General features: G+C 67.9%; 14 protein-coding genes. 7 read left to right on the top strand and 7 right to left on the bottom strand.

What is annotated here, in order from left to right:
• The first annotated feature begins 129 nt into the window (after positions 1 to 129).
• On the top strand, positions 130 to 774 hold the full coding sequence (gene trhA, locus GO986_RS07955; RefSeq protein WP_369409242.1) for a PAQR family membrane homeostasis protein TrhA: 645 nt from the start codon (positions 130 to 132) through the stop codon (positions 772 to 774).
• A gap of 62 nt (positions 775 to 836) precedes the next feature.
• On the opposite strand, the gene GO986_RS07950 is transcribed toward trhA, so the two are convergent.
• The 3 genes from GO986_RS07950 to GO986_RS07940 are packed head-to-tail and all read right to left on the bottom strand — an operon-like array spanning position 837 to position 3826.
• Positions 837 to 1448: a site-2 protease family protein gene (locus GO986_RS07950; protein ID WP_157458749.1), complete on the bottom strand. Its 612-nt coding sequence runs from the start codon at positions 1446 to 1448 to the stop codon at positions 837 to 839.
• A 6-nt stretch (positions 1449 to 1454) separates the two neighbouring features.
• On the bottom strand, positions 1455 to 2573 hold the full coding sequence (locus GO986_RS07945; RefSeq protein ID WP_369409241.1) for a tRNA nucleotidyltransferase/poly(A) polymerase family protein: 1119 nt from the start codon (positions 2571 to 2573) through the stop codon (positions 1455 to 1457).
• Positions 2570 to 3826, bottom strand: coding sequence for a S1C family serine protease (locus GO986_RS07940; RefSeq protein WP_232337555.1), 1257 nt, complete (start codon positions 3824 to 3826; stop codon positions 2570 to 2572). The genes GO986_RS07945 and GO986_RS07940 overlap by 4 nt, the downstream gene beginning before the upstream one ends.
• Before the next feature lie 86 nt (positions 3827 to 3912).
• Between GO986_RS07940 and GO986_RS07935 the strand changes: the two genes are divergently transcribed.
• Positions 3913 to 4929 (top strand): nucleotidyltransferase domain-containing protein, encoded by a 1017-nt coding sequence (locus GO986_RS07935; protein ID WP_157458747.1) that lies wholly within the window; start codon positions 3913 to 3915, stop codon positions 4927 to 4929.
• A 43-nt stretch (positions 4930 to 4972) separates the two neighbouring features.
• Here GO986_RS07935 and GO986_RS07930 read toward each other — a convergent pair whose 3' ends face one another.
• Together GO986_RS07930 and GO986_RS07925 are read right to left on the bottom strand one after the other, a co-directional pair.
• Positions 4973 to 8395 (bottom strand): ExeM/NucH family extracellular endonuclease, encoded by a 3423-nt coding sequence (locus tag GO986_RS07930; RefSeq protein ID WP_232337554.1) that lies wholly within the window; start codon positions 8393 to 8395, stop codon positions 4973 to 4975.
• The gene (locus GO986_RS07925; RefSeq protein WP_157458746.1) at positions 8382 to 8549 is read right to left on the bottom strand and encodes a hypothetical protein; all 168 of its coding nucleotides are present in this window, start codon (positions 8547 to 8549) and stop codon (positions 8382 to 8384) included. The genes GO986_RS07930 and GO986_RS07925 overlap by 14 nt, the downstream gene beginning before the upstream one ends.
• A gap of 211 nt (positions 8550 to 8760) precedes the next feature.
• Here GO986_RS07925 and GO986_RS07920 point away from each other — a divergent pair, with 211 nt between their 5' ends.
• Positions 8761 to 9012 carry a PqqD family protein gene (locus tag GO986_RS07920; RefSeq protein WP_157458745.1) on the top strand — a complete coding sequence of 84 codons (252 nt, stop codon included), beginning with the start codon at positions 8761 to 8763 and terminating at the stop codon, positions 9010 to 9012.
• Between the two features lies 1 nt (position 9013).
• On the top strand, positions 9014 to 9910 hold the full coding sequence (locus GO986_RS07915; RefSeq protein ID WP_157458744.1) for a hypothetical protein: 897 nt from the start codon (positions 9014 to 9016) through the stop codon (positions 9908 to 9910).
• A 129-nt stretch (positions 9911 to 10039) separates the two neighbouring features.
• Here GO986_RS07915 and GO986_RS07910 read toward each other — a convergent pair whose 3' ends face one another.
• Together GO986_RS07910 and hslO are read right to left on the bottom strand one after the other, a co-directional pair.
• A complete protein-coding gene (locus GO986_RS07910) occupies positions 10040 to 11392 on the bottom strand; it encodes a lasso peptide biosynthesis B2 protein (protein WP_232337553.1) in 1353 nt (450 codons plus the stop codon).
• A 169-nt stretch (positions 11393 to 11561) separates the two neighbouring features.
• Positions 11562 to 12470 (bottom strand): Hsp33 family molecular chaperone HslO, encoded by a 909-nt coding sequence (gene hslO / locus GO986_RS07905; RefSeq protein ID WP_157458743.1) that lies wholly within the window; start codon positions 12468 to 12470, stop codon positions 11562 to 11564.
• Positions 12471 to 12762: 292 nt separating this feature from the next.
• Here hslO and GO986_RS07900 point away from each other — a divergent pair, with 292 nt between their 5' ends.
• From GO986_RS07900 to GO986_RS07890, 3 genes are all read left to right on the top strand, one after another.
• Positions 12763 to 14514 (top strand): ABC transporter substrate-binding protein, encoded by a 1752-nt coding sequence (locus GO986_RS07900; RefSeq protein WP_157458742.1) that lies wholly within the window; start codon positions 12763 to 12765, stop codon positions 14512 to 14514.
• An 82-nt stretch (positions 14515 to 14596) separates the two neighbouring features.
• Positions 14597 to 15280, top strand: coding sequence for a response regulator (locus GO986_RS07895; RefSeq protein ID WP_157458741.1), 684 nt, complete (start codon positions 14597 to 14599; stop codon positions 15278 to 15280).
• A 90-nt stretch (positions 15281 to 15370) separates the two neighbouring features.
• Complete coding sequence (locus tag GO986_RS07890) at positions 15371 to 18343, top strand: GAF domain-containing sensor histidine kinase (protein WP_157458740.1); 2973 nt, start codon at positions 15371 to 15373, stop codon at positions 18341 to 18343.
• The last annotated feature ends 199 nt before the right edge of the window (positions 18344 to 18542 follow it).

The raw sequence follows: 18542 nt of genomic DNA, 5'->3' as shown, positions 1-18542 counted from the left end.
CAGTTCCTGTGGGCCCTGGTGCCTGCGGCGCAGCTTCATCAGGCCACTGGTGCGCGCTCTGACCTTTCCCTGGTTTGCACCGTGTTCCCGGAACAGACCCCCGTCAGCGGCGGGGCGTAGCCTGTGGGGGTGAACCGCCTGCTCCGTGCCCCCCGTGAACCTGTCAACGCCCTGACCCACTGGGGCGGCGCGCTGGCCGCGCTGCTGGTGCTGGGGCCGCTGCTGGCCTGGGCGCATTCGCGTGGGCTGGCGCTGTGGCCGTTCGTGGTCTTTAGCGTCAGCATGGTGGCGCTGTACGCGGCCAGTGCCAGTTACCATTCCTTCCGGCCAGGCGAACGCGGGCTGGTGTGGCTGCGCAAACTGGACCATGCGGGCATCTTTCTGCTGATTGCTGGGAGCTACACCCCTGTCGCCTACTACGGCCTGGACGGGGTGTGGCAGGGCGCGGTGCTGTGGCTGATCTGGGGCATTGCCCTGAGTGGCGTCGTGCTGAAGCTGGTCACCATGCGGCTGCCGCGCTGGGTCAGTACGGCGCTGTATCTGGGGATGGGATGGCTGGCGGTGCTGTTCCTGCCGCAACTGGCGCGCGGCCTCAGTGCCGGCGCGCTGGCCTGGCTGGCGGTGGGCGGGGTAATGTATTCCGTGGGCGCCGTTATTTACGGCACCAAGCGCTGGAACCCGCGCCCCGGCGTGTTCGGCTTTCATGAAATCTGGCACCTGTTTGTTCTGGCTGGCACCGCCGCCCACGTCGCCATGATGTTTCAGCTGGGGTAGGCAGCAACAAAAGAGAGGAGGCCAGGGGCAACCCCTCTGGCCTCCTCTGCTGTTCAGTTCAGCTAAATGCCAATCAGGCCCACGACCCAGCCCTGCACCGTGCGGATAATGCCGCCAATCTGCCCGCTAAACAGAAAGATAAAGACCATGACCAGCACGAAGCTGAACGGCTGGGCTTCAAACTGCGCCAGGCTGCGGCCCAGCGACGGCACCAGCGCGCCCAGAATGCGGCTGCCGTCCAGCAGCGGAATAGGAATCAGGTTGAAGACGGCCAGCACGATATTGATGCTCAGGACGGTCATCAGAATCAGAAGGGTGAGCGAGGTCAGGGGCAGCAGTTTGAGGAGCACGGCGCACACCACCGCAATCAGGACGTTGCTCAGGGGGCCGGCCGCCGACACCCACAGCGTGCCCCAGCGCCCCAGGTTGTTGGGGTTGATGGGCACTGGCCGGGCGAAGCCAAAGCCCACGAACAGCAGCAGCAGCGTGCCAAAGGGGTCCAGGTGCTTGATGGGATTCAGGGTCACGCGCCCGTAGCGCCGGGGCGTGGGGTCGCCCAGCCGGTCGGCGGCCCAGGCGTGGGCAAATTCGTGAAAGGCCAGAGACAGCACCAGCGCCAGCGCCACCACCACAAACGCCAGCGGATTTTCGCTCAGCAAAGACAGAAGACCCATAGGCCCTCAGTGTAGGGGGTTGGTCTGGGCCTGCTGCGCCACAAAGGCCCGGAGGGCGGCGCGTTCATCCTCGGCGCTGCGCAGCTGCCCGGCGCGGCGCCCGGCGGCCAGGTGTGCCAGCGCCTCGCCCACCGCCCGGCCTGGCGGCACGCCCAGCGCCAGCACATCCTTGCCGGTCAGGCCCTCGTAGGCGTCCGGGCGCAGCAGCGCGCGCAGCCGGCGTTCGGGGGTGCCCGCCGGGTAAAAGGTGTCGCCCAGCGCGCGGGCCAGCAGCAGGCCAGGTCGGTCGCCCAGGCCCAGCCGGGTTGCCAGCGCCGCCGGGTCGGGGGCGGCGTGGAGGAGGGCCGCCGCGTAGACCTGCGGAGAGACTATGGCCCCCTCATCCTGCTGGGCGTCCAGCGCCAGCAGCAGGGCTGGGTCGGGCAGCAGGGCGCCTGCGCCCCACTCCTGCAGCAGGGCCGCCGCCCGACCCGGCCGGGGCTCATGCAGCAGCAGGTTCAGTTCAGCCCACAGGCGCGGGGTCTGCCCGGCCACCGCCAGGGCAGCGGGCACCTGCAAGAGCAGCTCGGGGTGGGCGCTCAGCCTCAGGCGGGCGCCCAGCCGCGCCCCACGCACCAGGCGGCTGGCGTCTTCATGGAAGGAGTGGGCGTGCAGGGGCCGCAGCACCTCGGCGTCCAGATCTGCCAGGCCCCCGGTCACGTCCAGCAGGGTGGGCGCTGCGTCCGCCCGCACCCGCAGGGCCAGGGCATTCACGCTGAAGTCGCGCCGCCGCAGGTCGTCCTCCAGAGAGCCGGGCTGCGGCACCGGATTGCCGCCCGGCACCGGGTAGGTCTCGCGCCGCGCGCGCACGAGGTCGGCGGCGCGGCCACCCGGCAGGGTCAGGGTGGCGTTGTCAAAGGCCGGATGGTGAACGAAGGGCAGGCCCGAGGCCTGGGCCAGCGCCGCCACCTCGCCGTCCGGCACAACCACATCCAGGTCCAGCGGCGAGCGGCCCAGCAGGGCGTCGCGCACCGCCCCGCCGACCAGGGCCACGCCCGCTGAGCTCGCCTGAGCGGCCAGCGTGGACAGCCAGGCGCGGTCCTCGGGTTTCAGCTGTGCCCAGACTCTTTGGGCCGCCCCGGTCACGGCTCCTGCGTCTGAAACGACGAGGCGTCCAGGGTCAGCCCGACCTCGCGCTTCTCCTCGCCGCGCACCACCGTCAGGGTCACGGTGTCGCCCTGCGCCTTGTCAATCAGGGCTGCCTGCAGGTCCTCGATGGCGTCCACCGTCTGACCGTCTACCGCTGTGATGACGTCGCCGCCCAGTACCACGGCGCCGCCTGGAAAGCGCTGCGGCTGGGTGCCCGCCCGCAGGCCTGCGCGGGCAGCGGGGCTATCCGGTTCGACCTCGCCCACCACCAGGCCGCGCTCGGGGAGCTTCAGCTGCCGCTTGCCCGACGAGGACAGGACGCTCAGGCCTACGGGCAGTTCGCCCTGGCGACTTTGCACCAGCAGGCCCGCCCTGACCCCGATGACCGGCGCGTACACCGTGCCGCCGCTGGCGGCTTGCAGGCGCGGCAGCAGGCTCCTGGCGGTGTTGATGGGAATGGCGAAGCCCACGCCAGCGCTCTGGCCCACCCCTGTACTTTGTCCGCTGGGCGAATAGATCTGGGTGTTGATGCCAATGACGCGCCCGCCGCTGTCCAGCAGTGGCCCGCCGCTGTTGCCAGGGTTGATGGCGGCGTCGGTCTGAATGGCCTTTTGCGTGATGCCCTGGCCGCCGCTGGCTGAAAAGCCGATGGGAATCTGGCGCTCGGTGCTGCTCACGATGCCCTCGGTCACGCTGAAATCCAGCCCGAAGGGTGCGCCCATGGCAATGGCCTTCTGGCCGGGGCGCAGCGCGGCGCTGTCCCCCAGCGGAATAGGGCGGACAAGACTCCTGGCCAGCTTCGGCGCCCGAATCAGGGCCAGGTCGTACTGCGGGGCCAGCCCAATCACCTCGGCTTCCACGCTGGTGTCCTGGTCCATGACCCGCACGGTGATGCGGTCGGCGGCGCCCTGCCCCGATCCATCGGCCACGACGTGGTAGTTGGTCAGGATGTCACCGGCCTGATTGACAAAGAAGCCGCTGCCCAGGCCCTGCCGCACCTCGTCCTGTTCGCCGCCCATCATCATCATGAAGGGGTCCTGCGCCACCACGTCCTCGGTGCTGATAAATACCAGGCCCGGCTCGAAACGGGCCACCACGTCGATGGTGTTCTGCTCGTTCTGTAACTTTGCGGCCGCTTCCTGGGCCGGGGTGGGGGCGCTCTGGGGCTGCGGGGCCGTCTGCGCGCCTCCGAGCGGCACCTGGTCGCGCAAGAAGGTCGCGCCCAGGCCCAGCCCAATCAGTACCAGCATGATGCCAACGCCTCTGCCCTTCATGGGGGCCATTATCCGTCAGATGGCGCAGGCGACCTGAAGCCCCGGTGTGGTCTGCTTTAGGGATGGCTGATCTGAAAGAAGCGGCCCGCACCCTGCGCGCCGCGCTGGGGGATTTTCTGGAGCGCGGCCGGACCGAGGGGGTCTTTCATCTGGCCCAGGGTGGTCCCGGCGCGGTCCCTGCCCTGGCGGACCTGGACATGCCCGAGCTGCATCTGGACCTGCTGCCGGAGGTACCCACAGCGGCCCAGGTCCAGGTGCTGACCACACTGGGCTTTGGGCGGGCGGGTCCGGACGTCTGGACCCATCCGGGGGGCTGGCGCCTGGTGGTGTGTGGCCACAGCACCAGCTGGCGCGCCGAGCAGGCGGCACTGCTGGCCCTGCTGCGGGCCGACCCGTCGGCCGCCCAGACGTACCGCGAAGTCTTTGGGCGTGCGGGTCGCGTGGCCGCTGACCAGGCGCTCGCTCCTGAGGCCCTGACCCTGTATGCCCGCACCACAGGGCAGCGCGCGGTGCAGCAGGTGGCGGCGCTGCTGGCGCCTCTGAACACACCGTGGATGTTCGCGGCAGGCGTGGCGCTGGACCTGCATCTGGGCGAGGTGACCCGGCCCCATGACGACGTGGATGTGGTGGTGGGCACCGGGGCGCAGCGCGAACTCCTGCCGCTGCTAGAAGGCTGGCGGCTGGATGTGCCGGTGGACGGCATGTACCAGCCGCAGACCGGTCCCCTGCAGCTGCCCCAGCATCAGTTTCATGCCCGGCACCCCCGCCTGAGCGGCGTGTTGATGCTGGACGTGCTGCTAACGGACCTGAGTGACGGCCTGTGGCACTACCGCCGCGACCCCCGCATCACGCTGCCGCTGGGCCAGGCCCGCCGCCTGACTCCAGCTGGCCTGCCGTACCTGGCCCCTGAGGCCGCGCTGCTGTTCAAGGCGGGGGCGCCGGGCCGTGAAGTGCGGGCGAAAGACCAGGCGGATTTTGAGCGTGTGTGGCCTACCCTGAGTGCAGAAGGGCGGTCGTGGTTGCGTGCAACCTTGGAGGAGACGCAGCCAGGGCACCAGTGGCTGAGGGGGTTGTCATAAAAAAACCGCCCCCAGGGGAGGGGGCGGTTGAGAGCATCAGGGCTCAGTTCAGGGTCTGGTTCGTGTTCACAGCGCCCTTGGTATTGGTCGCTGGCGCGTTCCAGGTGAAATCGCTGTACTTGTTGCCAGTTCCGGAAAGCTGAAGAGAGTTACCCGGTGCCGTGGAGTTGGGCTGGCCGACGGGAATGGCCGTGCTGGTAACGCCCGCAGCGCAGCCGCCAACGCCAACAAACGAGCCGTCGTAGCTCAGAAACTGCACGAGCTGAGTGCCGTTGCAAATAGCCAGGCCGTCGGGATCGCCATTCTGGATAATGTTGCCAGGGCTGGGGTAGTTGAAAACATAAGCGGTGTAGCCGCCAGCCAGCGCTGTGGTGGTTACGATGGCATTGTTCGTGAAGGCATCCGTGCGGTACGATGCGCCCCCATTGCCGTTATAGAGAACCAACGAGAGATTGCTCACATTGTAGCCAGTTGGTACAACCACTTCGACGTATTCGTCTCCCAGGTCATTGGTTGCTGAAGAGTCGTAGCTCAGTTCGTTAATCCAAGGTGCGCCCACCACCACAGGTGTGCCGACGGACACCGTAAATGTCGCCGTCGTGTCGCTTACGCCTGTGCCCGTGCCCCGCACCGTCACCGTGTAGGTGCCGGCCGTCGCGCCTGTAGCATTAACGCTCAGGGTGCCGCTGTTGCCTGCGTCAGGCTGGGTGGTCACAGTCACCACAGGGGCCGTCCCGGTGCCCGTCACGCTGTCCACACCCAGGGTGACGCTGCCCGTAAAGTTGGTGCGGCTGACATTGACGGTGTTCGTGGTGCTGGCCCCGGCGTTCACGCTGACCGTGCTGCTAACAGGGGTGAGGCTGATGCTGGCCGTCTGCCCAGGTGGGTTAATGGGCGTCTGTGCGTTCAGGTTCAGGCCCACCAGGATGGGGTCGTGGTCACTGCTCCGGAAGGGGTCGGGGCTGTAGAAGCTGTTGACCTGCCCAGGCGTCTTGAATTCCTTGTTGTAGTCCAGAACGATGGGCTCGTCGGCGTTGATGTGCCACTTGGTCTTGCCAACCACCTGCGACGTCATGCTGGCTGAAGCAGTGGCCTGGTCCAGGCTGCCCCACTGGCCGTCAAACTGATACGAGTAGACGTTGTTCTCAAAGAGGTTGGCGTACCCGCCGCTGGCCAGGATGGTGAGTGGTTCTTCCTGCGCGTAGGCGTTGTAGTCGCCCAGCAGGATGCGGTCGTCTTCAGTTACGCCCGTGGGATTGGTGCCCAGCCAGCTAACAATGGCGGTGGCTGCGTTGCGGCGGGCAATATAGCCGTTGCCCTGGCCATCGCCAGTGTCGGCGTCGCTGGTGGCGGCGCAGGCGCTGCCCTTACTCTTCAGGTGCATCATGACGGCGGTAAAGCGCCCGCCGTTGGCCTTACTCTGGAAAGTTTGGGCCCAGGTAGGACGGTTGCAGGTATCGGCGTAAGTGGCACTGAACGTGTTGTCCAGAATAGCCAGTGTGCCCACAGCCTCCACGGCCGCCGCCTTATAAATCATGGCGACGCTGATGGCGTCGGTGCCGATATTGCGGCCGGGGTTGATGTAAGCGTAGGTGCCTGCGCCTGCTTCAGCATTGAGAGCATTGACCAGCAAGGCCACCGAGCTGTTGGCGCCCTTATCAAAGTCGTTCTGCGCTTCCAGAATGCCCAGCACATCGGTATTCAGCCCCAGAATCGCCTTGACAATCTTGGTCTGTTGACGCGTAAATTCGTCGCAGTCGTTGGCCCCGCGCGAGATGCTGCCGGTGCCGTTGGGGGTGCAACCGCTGTTGCTGGTCAGCAGGGTCGTGAAGTAGTTCAGCACGTTCATGCTGCCCACGCGCAGGCCGACCTGGCCGTTCGTTGGCGCAGTGGTCAGCACGTTGTCCGGCGCGTTTTGACGGGGGTTGGTGTCCGTGATCTGCACGCCCGCCTGCGTCGCGTGAATGCGGTAGGTGTCGAGGCTGCCGCCTGAGCCAGCGTTCGCGCCGTCGTTGCTGAATGTCAAGACGCCAGTGGCCGTGACGGTGTCGCCGCCGCGCAGGGTGTTGGCTGCACTCAGGGGCTGCCCGCCACGCGCGAAGATTTCAGGATCAGGGTTCTGGGCACGGGTGCCGTCGTCAATGCGGATGTAGCGGTCCTTAGCGGCGACCTGATAGGCCGCGTTGGCCGCTGCGTTGGGCGCATTCAGCTGCGTGAAATTGGTAATTCGGGCGTCAGCGATATCAAAGCTGCCAAAACGGCCCAGAGGGAAGTTGTTGGTGACCTTTCCCGAAACCGTGACGCGCATCCCTTCGTATTGCTCACGCTGGGCAAAGGGCAGAGGCAGCGTGAGCGCTTGGGTGTCGGGCAGGGGCGCGCCAGTGCCCAAACGGGTGACGGTCAGGGTGCCGCCAATCTGAGTGGCTGTAGAGAATTCGCTGGCGGTGCCAGTCACCCGCACCCGCTCACCTACGGCCAGATCGGCGGGGCAGGTGGTCGCGCAGTAGACGAACACGCCGTCACTGGTGGTGTTGATCCCGTCGCTATCCACCACTTCTTCCTGAATGAAGAAGCCTTGCAAGGACCCCGTGCCGCTCGCTGTGTTGACCGACGTGACCACGCCTTCCACCGTCACAGCCTGCCCTGACAGCGGCGTGGCCACGTTCCCACTGGGCGTGCTGCCCTGCACCTCGTAGATGCCGCGCAGGCCTGCCACGGTGCCGGGGTTATCGGCCACCGCAAAGACGAGGTTGAAGCTGAAGGGGTCAGCGTCGCTGATCTGGGTGCCCTGCAGCGGCACGCGCGCAGCAAAGGTAACCAGCTGGGAGGCCCCGGCCGCCAGGCTGGCGCTCTGCCAGCCCCGGTGGCTGATGTTGGGGGCGGTGGTGCCGGTAGGCAGGTTCAGGGTCACGCCAGCGCTGTCCAGGTTGGTCAGGAACGGCGTGGCACTGGGGTCGGGCGCAATGGTGCCGCCCGAGTTGGTGTGCGCGACTTCCACGGCCATGCCGGCGGCGCTTACGGGCGCGCCGGTGCGGGTCTTGACCATGCGGAACGCGCTGCTGCCGTCGGTGGCGTAGCTGCCGTCCGTATCCACCGGAATAAAAGTGGGCAGGGTAATGGCGCTGCCGGTGTTGTTGGTCACGCTAAAGGTGGCGGTCATGTGAACGACCTTGTTCACCTCGTCCACCAGATTCACCATGTTGGTGCGGGTAAAACTGAGCTGCTCGAAAGGAATCTCGGCGGCCTGGGTGTCCAGGGCGGAGCCGGCGCGGTGCACGCTGGCCTGGCCCTGGCCGCTGAGGCCATTGACGCGCAGTTCGTACAGGCCAAAGCTCCTGGCGGGATTGGGCTTGGCGGGTGTGGTCGTGATGGGCGCGGGGGCGGTGGGCGGCGTCACGGCAGTCGGCGCGCTACAGGCGCTCAGGGCCAGCAGGCCAGCCAGCAGCAGGGCGTTAGCGGTTTTCATACTCGCCTCCGGGCAGCGGCAAACCAGGCATGCCGTTAAAGGGAACAGACCCCACCAGGGTCACAGCTTCCCAGGCGCCCAGGGCGGTGACCTGCGGCGGAGTGTAAGCGGGGGCAGAGGCGACAGGCGAAACTTCAGGGGCACGTTGCTGCACGAAACTCCTTGACCTACAGGGGTGAAATCTGTCTGGTGACATTGATATGAAAATGAGACGAGCGCAAATATAGGCGAAAGATGTCAGCTTTTGTTAAGCAGGCAGAACTGGCGCAGGGAACAGCAGTTGTGCGCTCAGGTGCTGCCCTGCCGGTCAGGTACACGCGCCTCATGTGGCGTCTTCAGTCGCCTCAGGCCTTACCCTGAACGTCATGTGGCAGGTGACCGATGGCGTACTGGTAACGGATTTAGAGGATGAACTGGTGCTGATGCACGCGGGACAGGGCGAGATGTTCAGCCTGAACGCGTCGGGCCGCCTGCTGTGGCAGGCCCTGCCCGCTACCGAGGCCGAGTTGGCCGAGCTGCTGACGCGCACCTTTGCGCTGGATGCTGGCCAGGCCCACGCCGACGTGCAGGCGGTGCTGGTTGCCTTGCAGGCGCGCGACCTGATCCGGCAGGGCTGAAGTGCAGCCGTCTTCGGCTCCGCCTCTGCGGATATGGGCCTCGCTGGGCGCGCAGGTTCACTGCTCGCCCACTGTCCCCGAGGGCTGGGTCAGTGCGCTGCGTTACGACTGGGCCAGTGGGCCGCAGTCGCTGGCCAGCGCCACGCGGCGGATTCAGATAGAGGTGGGGCCGCTGCCGCCCGTACCAGCAGGAGCCCGCGTGCAGCCCGTCGTGTTGCCCGACTGGACAGTGCAGGCCCAGGTGGCCGGCGCTGAGGTCTGGCTGGAGGACCGTCTTCATGTGCGCGTGGGCACAGATACCCAGATCACTGTGACCGAAGACGGGGCGGGGCAGGACCTGTGGGCCGTGGCCCTGACCGAAGCGCACCGCGCGGCTGGCTGGCTGCCGCTGCACGCCGCGGTGGTGGCCGGGCCCGCCGGGGCAGTGGCCATCAGTGGCCCCAGTGGGGCTGGCAAAAGCACCGCCTGTCTGCGCCTGCTGGCTGCCGGGCGCCCCGTGATGGCCGAGGACCGGGCGTGGTGGGGGCCAGCGGGCGAGGTTACTGGGCTGGACCGGGTGCTGCGTGCCTTTGACGACAGCCTGGTCCAGTTTGCCCCGCATCTGCTGGGCGGGCCGCTAACGCGTGACATCAAAGGCAAGCGCGTGCTGCCCTTGCCGACGACTGGAGAAGGCGGGCCGCTGCTTGCCCTGTTGCTGCTGGGCCATACCGGCGACCTGGGTCCCGCTGCGCGGGCGCGCCTGGCCTGGGAGGCGACAGGCGTGCCGCTGACCTCGGCCGCACAGCAGGCGGCGGCAGCGGCGGTCCAGCGGCTCTTGCGCTTGCCCCTGCGTGCTGTCACGCGGGAAGAGGTGCTGGACGTGGTGGCCGAACTGGTGGACGAGCGTGAGGGTGGTTAGGGCCGTCGCCGGGAGAAGTCTGCTGCCGACCTTCATGCCCTACTGCCGACGTTGAGAGAGTGGGCGCAGAACGGGCTCTAGATCGGCGGAAGAACGCCTCTGACTCATCTCTTGGGCAAAGCGTCCTCTTTAACGTTCAGAGGTGCGCTCTGGAGAGGCCGGGGTCTCGAACAGCACCTGAAAATGCTGGCGGTTAAACGGTTCACCGTAAAGTTCCAGGGTGCCCCGGTCGTCCTCAATCCAGGCGTGGCCCGTCACGCCTGCGCCGCTGCGGGCCACGCCACTGACAAACACTGCCGGGTGCCCCAGGCGCCGCAGCGCCTGATAGGTAGCGTAAGCGCGGGGCACGCAGACCCCGTCCCGCCGCTGCCGGGGGTGCAGCCAGTGGGTCAGCAGCCGAGCCGCGCTGACTGGGCCGTCCAACTGAGGCCCATGCAGCCGCGTCTGCACCGTAACGGGTGGGGTCCACCCGGCCAGGTGGGTGCGGGGGTCGCCGCCGCGCCGCACGGCGGCAGCAGCCCGCAGCACATCCGGCAGAGCGGCGGCCAGGTGAGGTGCCAGAGTCCAGGCCCGGCGAACCTTGCGCCACGGGTGGGGCCGGGACTGCACGCCGTCATGCGCGGCGGCGGGCACCACTTCGGCGCGGGTCTGGGCAGGCCGCAGCTCCAAGGTGCGGCGGGCCGGGTCGCACAGGCGGCGAAAGGCGGCCCAGGTGTGCGCCGCGCCCAACTGGGCCGCGTGCGCTGTCAGCGTCTCTTCGCTGGGACCATGCGGCAGCAGGCACGCCAGGTCCAGGTAATCCGCCGGTTTGAGTCCGCCGAGGTCGCCGCCCCAGCAGCGGCCCAGGGCCAGCGTCAGGACTAGTTCGTCGGCTGGCGACGGGCGCAGCACCGGCACGCCTTCCCAGTCCACCGCCCGTGCCCGCTGCCACAGTCCCGTGGTCAGCTGAACGCTGCGGCTGACCGGCACATACGCGGTGGACAGCACGAAGCGGTGAATGTCCAGCCGCACCTGGCCGTCTGGGCTGTACAGGTGTGCGCTTTCGTGGGTCCAGTTCTCTGGCCAGGCGTGCTGACCGTCGCTGCGCCAGCCGCGCGCCAGGGCCAGGTGAACAGCGCGCGTCACCGTCGCCTCGTCGGAGGGCAGCAGCACATCTACATCGCCGTAAAAGCGCTCGCCGGGCGTGGCATACTCAAACTCGCTCAGAGCAAAGCCCTTGAACAGCAGAGCCGGAATGCCGGCTGCCGCCCACACCGCCACCAGGCCGCGCACCGCCGCACGAATCCGGGCGTGGCGAACACCCAGGGCCAGCGCGTCGGGCCGCAGCGCCCCACGCCAAGGGTGTTCCTGCGGCAGCCGCGCGCGCAGGGCGCCGCCCAGGCCCGCTGCTCGCACCGGGAAGAGCCACGCGGCCTGCAGGTCGTCAGGGTCAGAGGTCAGGGCGCGCTGCACTGCCAGGGGATCGGGGGCCATCTGGCGCATAGCCTAGAGCAGAAGCCAGGTACTAACTAAAAGGTCTAGCAGAGAGGCAGAGGAGCCAGAGTTCCGGGAAGTGGCCTTCCGAAGCGCCACAGGCGCAGAACATCCAAGGAATGACCAGATGTTTCAGAAATGGATGGAATCTGAATAAGACTGCCTGCCAGAGCCGCCCTCAGGCGCGGGCATGAACGCCGCCCTGATCGAGCGCCTCGATTTCCTCCGGGGTCAGCTGATAATGCTCGCCGCACCAGTGGCACACGATTTCCTGGCCGCCCGCCTCGATCATCTCCTGGCGCTCGGCGGCGCTGAAGAATTTCAGGCTGTCGGCGGCCTTCTGGCGTGAGCAGCGGCACTCAAAACGGGCCGGCTGGGCTTCGGGGGCCAACTGCACGTCCAGTCCATCGGTGACGCGCTGGATGGTGTCCAGCAGACCTCCCCGGCGCAGGCTATCGGTGATCTGGCCCAGGGCGCGGATGTTCGCTTCCAGGCGGGCCAGCGTTTCGTCGGTCACGCCGGGCATAGCCTGCACGAGTAGCCCGCCGGCAAACGCCACCTGCTCGCCCTGCTCGTAGACCCCCAGCAGCACCGCGTTGGGAATCTGTTCGGACACGCCCAGATAGGTGCTGACATCCTCAGCAATCTCGCCGCTGACCAGCTGCGCGCTGCCGGTGTACGGTTCGCCGTTGTCCAGCAGGCGGGTCACGGCCAGTTCGCCGTCCATGCCCACAATGCCGCGCACGTCCAGCTTGCCGTCGCTTTCCCGCAGCGGCAGGTCGGCCCCTGGCTGGCGCACGTAGCCGCGCACGCGCCCGTCCACGCTGCCCTCGGCCACAATCCAGCCCACCGGGCCGCCGCCCTCCACACGCACCGTCACGCGGCTGTCGGTCTTTTTGCCCAGCACCACGGCCAGCAGGGCGCTGGCGGTCAGGGTGCGGCCCAGGGCGGCGGTGGCGGTTTTGCTCAGGCCGTGGCGCAGCCGGGCGTCTTCGACGATGCGCGCCGAGTCCATGCCGACCAGGCGCAGGGTGCCGCCGGCCGCCGTGCCGCGCAGCAGGTAAGAGGGGGGCAGAGGTGCAGTCATCCCGCCACCTTACCCGGCGGCTGAGGGGGGGGCTGTGGGTCGCCCCCCATTTTCGGGCAGGTGCTTACGGCCAGGAGGCCCTGCTCAACACTGCCCAGCCGCCTTTCAAGTTGCAGGTGTCAAGCCCCCATTCCCCCGTGAACCCTCTTCAGTGTTCAGGACAAAAGTTCTCACTTGAGCGCCCTAGCATAAACAGTCATGCTCTGCTGCCTCATTTCTGCAGAGCAGCACCCAGATGCACTTGCCTTAAACACGCCGCCGGCCCAAACGGCCACGCGGTGAAGGAGTTTTCATGAAGTACACCCGTCCCCTGGGCGCCGCAGCGCTCGCCACCCTGGCCCTGACCCTGGCCGCCTGCAACAACCGCAGCGGCAACGCTGGAAACGGCACGGCCGATACGCTGGTCGTGCAGGAATCGGCCGACATCCCCACCCTGGACCCCGGCACCACCTATGACACCGCCAGCGGCCAGATTGTCGAGAACCTGTACGAAACGCTGCTGACCTACGACGGCAGCAGCATCAGCGAACTGGCGCCCCAGCTCGCCACCGAATGGAAAGAGGAGAACGGCGGGCGCGAATACCGCTTTACGCTGCGTGAAGGCGTGAAGTTCCACAGCGGCAACGACATGACCTGCGCCGACGCGGAATACAGCTTCCGCCGCAACCTCGTGACCAACACCGCCGACAGCGGCAACTGGTTTATCTCTGAGTCGCTGCTGGGCACCGGCGCCAACGCCAACGACGACAAGAGCATCACCTGGCAGCGCATCACGGACGCCGTGCGCTGCGACGACCAGACCCTGGTCTTCACGCTGCCCAAGACCGACCCCGCCTTCCTGGCCAAGCTGGCCTACGTGGGCCAGAGCATCGTGGACAGCAAACATGCCATTGAGGTTGGCGAGTGGGACGGCACCGAGGCCACCTGGAAAGACGCGGTCGGCAAGGACCTGGCCGGCAGTCCCCTCTCGCAGAAGCCCAGCGGCACGGGCGCCTACAAACTGGTCGAGCGCTCGGCCACCGCCGTGACCGCCACCGCCTTTGAAGACTACTGGGGCGAGGCGCCGAAGCTGAAAAACGTGCTGATTCAGAAGGTGCCCGAATCGGCCCCGCGTATTCAGGCCTTCCTGGCTGGAGACGCTGACCTAATTGAAACGGGCGGGCGCGCGATCATCGAAGAGCAGCTGCGTGATCAGGACGGCGTGGTCGTCGTGGATGACCTGGCGGACACCACTGCTGCGGGCATCAGCCTGAACCAGAACATCAAGAAGGGCGGGTCGCTGGGCAGCGGCAAGCTGGACGGCCAGGGCATCCCCGCCAACTTCTTCAGTGACGCCGACGTGCGCCGGGGTTTTGTGGCCGCGTTCGACGTGCCCAAATACATCGAGCAGGTGCAGACCGGTAAGGGCGAGGCCCGCAACTTCCTGCTGCCCGAAACCTTCCCTGGCTACGACGGCTCGGTGGAAACGGCCAGCTTTGACCCCGAAATCGCCCGCGCGGCCTTCCAGCGCGCCTGGGGCGGCCAGGTGTGGGAAAACGGCTTTATCCTCAATGCGTCCTACCGCGCCGGCAGCGCCGCCAACCAGACGGCGATGGAACTGCTGAAAACCAACATTGAAGCCCTGAACCCCAAGTTCAAGGTCAATCTCACGGCCAAAGAGTGGAGCGAGATGATCAAGTCGGGCACCGCCGGCACCGAGGCCATGATGCCCACCGCCTGGGCGCCTGACTACGCCGACCCTGACAACTTCGTGCATACCTTCTATGCCTCAGAGGGCTACTACAACCCCCGCATCGGGGCGGGCGACGCCCAGATTGACGGCTGGATCAACGAGGCCCGCGCCACCACCGACACGGACCGCCGCAACGACCTGTACTCGCAGATTGCGGCCCGTGCCCAGGAGCAGGCGCTGTACATCATCATGCCCAGCAACCCCACGGTCTTCGTGCACCGGGACAACCTGCAAGGAGCGGGCGAGGCCACCTTCAACCCATTGAGCGCCTTCATCACCGGCACCCTCTGGAAGAACCTCAGCAAGAGCTGAGGGCTGGACCTCACCGCGCCGCGCGTCAACCTCCTGGGTGGGGGTTGGCGCGTTTGTGTTGGCGCCGGGCTATGCTGCGGCCATGCTGGACGAACACACCCTGGAGGCTTCTGCCCGCCCCATCACGCTGCTGCTGGTGGATGATCACCCGGTTGTGCGCAAGGGCACGCGCGAGCTGCTGGAAAGCGAAAGCGACCTGCGGGTGGTGGGCGAGGCCGGCAGCGGCGAGGAAGCCATCGCCAAGGCGCGCGACCTGACCCCCGACGTGATTCTGATGGACGTGTCCATGCCTGGCATGAACGGGATTGACGCCACCAAGGCCATCAAGGCCATTCAGCCGGGCGTGGGCGTGCTGGTGCTGACCAGCTATGACGACGACGCTTACGTCTTTGCCCTGCTTGAAGCGGGGGCCGCAGGCTACCTGCTGAAAAACGCCAGCGAGGACGACCTGCTGGGCGCCGTGCGCGCCGTGGCGGCCGGCGAAAGCGCTCTACACCCCAGCGTGGCCCGCAAGGTGCTGGAACGCTTTTCGACCCACACCACCCCCACGCCCCCCGAGGACGACCTCTCGCCGCGCGAGCTGGAAGTGCTGCGCGTGGCGGCCACCGGGCGCACCAACAAGGAGATTGCCCGCGACCTGGACATCAGCCCCCGGACCGTGCAGGTCCACCTGGCCAATATTTTTTCTAAGCTGGGTGTGGGCAGCCGCACAGAAGCTGTGCTGTACGGCATCAAGCGCGGCTGGATTGATCCCAAGAATCTGTAAGGGACAGTGGGAAAAGAGAGGAAGCAGTTGGCGGGGCGCTGTTGAGAAGTCTCTTGAGTGGGTGATGGGACAGAGGGTGTCGGAATACACATGACGGACTGGCGGGGCAACGCAGCAGAGGCGGGGGAGGGCGCAGCAACTGGCCCGACTGCTCGCCTGGCAACTGCCCCCGCCCTGCCCCCTTTTCCGCCGACGCTGTCGGCCGCTGCCAGCACCGCCCAGTTTGGCGAGGGGCTGGCTACCTACGCCTGCCGGGTCACCCATGCCCACGGGGTGCGGGTCTGGGTAGTGACGGGCGGCGCCCTGACCCCGGTGGCCGAGGAAGGGCGTGGCCTGGGTCTCAGTGACGGCGAACTGGCCCAGGCCGCCCTGACGGTGGGCGCCCTGCAGGAAGAAGGCATGCTGTGCGCCCTCCCGTTTGGCTGCGGGGTGCTGGAATTTGTGGGGGCGGCGCCAGAGGGGGTGCAGGCGCTGCTGGGGGCCTCGCCTCTGCTGGCCCTGGCGGTGGAGGGGGTGCAGGCGCGGGAAGCCCGGCGCGGTCACGGCCGCATCGCCGAGACTGTGGAGGGCCTGGTGCGCCGCCTGGGCGGCAGTCTGAACCTGGCCGAGGTGCTGACCGTGACCGCCCAGAGTGCCGCGCTGGCGCTGGGCTTCCGCCGCGCTTTCGTGGCGCTGTTCAGCGAACTGCGCGACAGCGGCGCGCGAACTGGCGAGGTCTTTACCTACGGCTTTGCCGAGCCGTTTAGCGGCGGGATCGGCGTGGGGCCAGTGACTTTTGAGGCGCTGGTGGGCCGGGGCGAGGCCATCCGTTTTGAACGCAGCCGCGACGCGCATACGCCACTGGCGCGTGGCCTGGCCGAACTGAACCCAGGGGCAGCTGTGATTGCGCCCCTGTCGGCGAGGGGGCAGGCGCTGGGACTGCTGTATGTGGACACCAGCGCCCCAGGGGCCAGCGCCAGCGAGGACGACGCCCGGCTGGTGCTGGCGCTGGCTGAACAGGCGTCCCTGGCCATTGACAACGCCCGCCTGTACGGCATTGAAACCCGCAAGCGGGAAGCTGCCGAGGCGCTGCGGGAGGCCGGGGCCGCGCTGGCGGGCAGCCTCCACCTGACCGAGACCCTGGAGCGGGTGCTGGAACGCGCCGTGACCCTGTTCCGGGCCGACGCCGCCGCCGTCTACGAGCGCCAGCCGGACGGCCGCACCGTGAACATCCGCAGCGCGCTGGGGCTGCCCAGCGAGTACATGTTGCGGGTGCGCGCCAAGGTCGGCGTGGGCGTCACGGGCCGCGCGATTGCTGAGTGTGCGCCGGTGGCCGCCCGCGACCTGAACACCGAACACCTGGGGGGCAGCAGCCGCTATACCCGACAACTGCTGGCCAGCGGCCGATACCCCTACCGGGGCGTGCTGAGCCTGCCCCTGACCACCCGCGCAGGCGTGTTCGGCGCCCTGACCCTGTACTGGGAAGCGGCCTTACCGCTGGACGGCGACGACCTCGCGCTGGCCGCCGTGTTTGCCTCACAGGCGGGCCTGGCCATTGAAAACGCCCGCCTGTACGAGGAAGAACTGCGCCGCGAGAACGAGGCGGCGGCCCTGCTGAGCGTGGCGCGGGTGCTGGGCGAGAACCAGAGTGACGCCGCGCTGGGCGACACGGCCCGCCTGGCCACCCACGCCCTGAACGCCACGCGCGGGCTGATTGCCCTGACCGATGAGGGGGGCGAGTTCACGCGCTGCGCGACCTACAACCTGCATGTGCCTACGCCCGCCGATCTGGTGGCGCTGGCCGCGCAGCTGGGCCGGGGGCCACGCGCCCTGACCCGCCGCCATACCCTGCCGGTGGCGGGCAGCGCGCTGGTGGTGCCGCTGCTGGGGCCGCTGCCGCCGGGGAGCGCGGGTTCCGCCGGGCCGCCCCTTCTGGGGTTTCTGTATCTGGATGACCCCGGCACCGACCCGCCTGGTGAACACCTGCTGCTGCTGGCGCGCAGCATTGCCGAACAGATTGCCCAAACCCTGACCAGAGAGCGGCTGCTCTCCGCCCTGGCGCGTGAGGAAGCCCGTTACCGCCAGCTGGCCGAGGGCGCCCACGACCTGATCGTCTCGACGGATGACCGGGGCGTGATGACCTATGCCAACCCGGCGGCGCGCGCGCTGTTAGAGCCGCTGACCGGGCCGCTGGACGGCGCCAGTTTCCTGACCCTGCCCACCCCCGACACCCGCCCCGCCCTGGAGGGGGCCTGGCGCGCGGCCCGCACCCAGCCGGGGGGCAGCCGCGCCGACATTCAGGTGGGGCCGTACCGCCTGGAGGTGCGCCTGAGTTCGGTGGACGGCGGGCGCGGGGTGCTGACTGTCAGCCGCGACCTCTCGGAGCTGCAGACGCTGGCCGACGAGATTGCCTGGCGCGGGCAGGCCCTCGAAGCCGCCGCCAGCCGCACCGTCGAGATGCGCGCCTTCCTGACCCTGTTTACCCAGGCGCAGGAAGAAGAGCGGCGCCGCATTAGCCGCGAACTGCACGACGACACGGCGCAGGTGCTGACCGCCACCACCCGCCGCGTGGCCCGGCTGGCCCGCGACCTGAGCGGCGAGCAGCGCGCCCGCGCCGATGACATTCAGCAGGACCTCAACGCCGCCATTGACGGGGTGCGCCGCTTTGCCCGCAACCTGCGGCCCAGCGTGCTGGACGACCTGGGGCTGCTGCCTGCGCTGGAATGGCTGGCTTCGGCGGCCGCCACGCCGACCCGCCTGGAAGTCAGCGGCCCCGAGCGCCGCCTGACCCCCGCCACCGAACTGACGCTGTTCCGGCTGGCGCAGGAGGCCCTGAACAACGTGGACAAGCACGCCCGCGCCCACACCGCCGCCATCCGGGTGCTGTTTGAGGGCGCGCTGGTGCGTCTGGCCATCACCGACGACGGCCAGGGATTCACGGCGGGCCAGGCCCAGGCCCGCGCCGAGGCCGGGCATCTGGGCCTGATCGGCCTGCGTGAGCGCGTGACCCTCACGGGCGGGACCCTGGACGTGGACAGCAGGCCGGGCGAGGGCACGACGCTTACCTTTACCCTGCCGGGGTAAGGGGGCTGTGGGTCGTGGGTTGTAGGGAAAAGAAGAGGGCTTGACGGAGCGCTGTAGTCAGGCTAGGCCGGTTCACAGCCCACAGCCCACAGCCCACAGCCCACAGCCCACAGCCCACAGCCCACAGCCCACAGCCCACAGCCCACAGCCCACAGCCCACAGCCCACAGCCCACAGCCCACAGCCCACAGCCCACAGCC

It is taken from the genome of Deinococcus arboris (genome assembly GCF_009755355.1).
Taxonomy (GTDB): Bacteria; Deinococcota; Deinococci; order Deinococcales; family Deinococcaceae; genus Deinococcus; species Deinococcus betulae.
The sequence above is the reverse complement of the archived record's forward strand: the minus strand, read 5'-3'. Positions and strand labels throughout refer to the sequence as shown.

What these genes read in the sequence shown, in the direction of transcription:
- GO986_RS07950 (WP_157458749.1), bottom strand. Translation starts at nt 1,448, where the DNA reads ATGGGTCTTCTGTCTTTGCTGAGCGAAAATCCGCTGGCGTTTGTGGTG.
- GO986_RS07940 (WP_232337555.1), bottom strand. Translation starts at nt 3,826, where the DNA reads ATGCTGGTACTGATTGGGCTGGGCCTGGGCGCGACCTTCTTGCGCGAC.
- GO986_RS07935 (WP_157458747.1), top strand. Translation starts at nt 3,913, where the DNA reads ATGGCTGATCTGAAAGAAGCGGCCCGCACCCTGCGCGCCGCGCTGGGG.
- GO986_RS07930 (WP_232337554.1), bottom strand. Translation starts at nt 8,395, where the DNA reads ATGAAAACCGCTAACGCCCTGCTGCTGGCTGGCCTGCTGGCCCTGAGC.
- GO986_RS07920 (WP_157458745.1), top strand. Translation starts at nt 8,761, where the DNA reads ATGTGGCAGGTGACCGATGGCGTACTGGTAACGGATTTAGAGGATGAA.
- GO986_RS07910 (WP_232337553.1), bottom strand. Translation starts at nt 11,392, where the DNA reads ATGCGCCAGATGGCCCCCGATCCCCTGGCAGTGCAGCGCGCCCTGACC.
- hslO (WP_157458743.1), bottom strand. Translation starts at nt 12,470, where the DNA reads ATGACTGCACCTCTGCCCCCCTCTTACCTGCTGCGCGGCACGGCGGCC.
- GO986_RS07900 (WP_157458742.1), top strand. Translation starts at nt 12,763, where the DNA reads ATGAAGTACACCCGTCCCCTGGGCGCCGCAGCGCTCGCCACCCTGGCC.
- GO986_RS07895 (WP_157458741.1), top strand. Translation starts at nt 14,597, where the DNA reads ATGCTGGACGAACACACCCTGGAGGCTTCTGCCCGCCCCATCACGCTG.
- GO986_RS07890 (WP_157458740.1), top strand. Translation starts at nt 15,371, where the DNA reads ATGACGGACTGGCGGGGCAACGCAGCAGAGGCGGGGGAGGGCGCAGCA.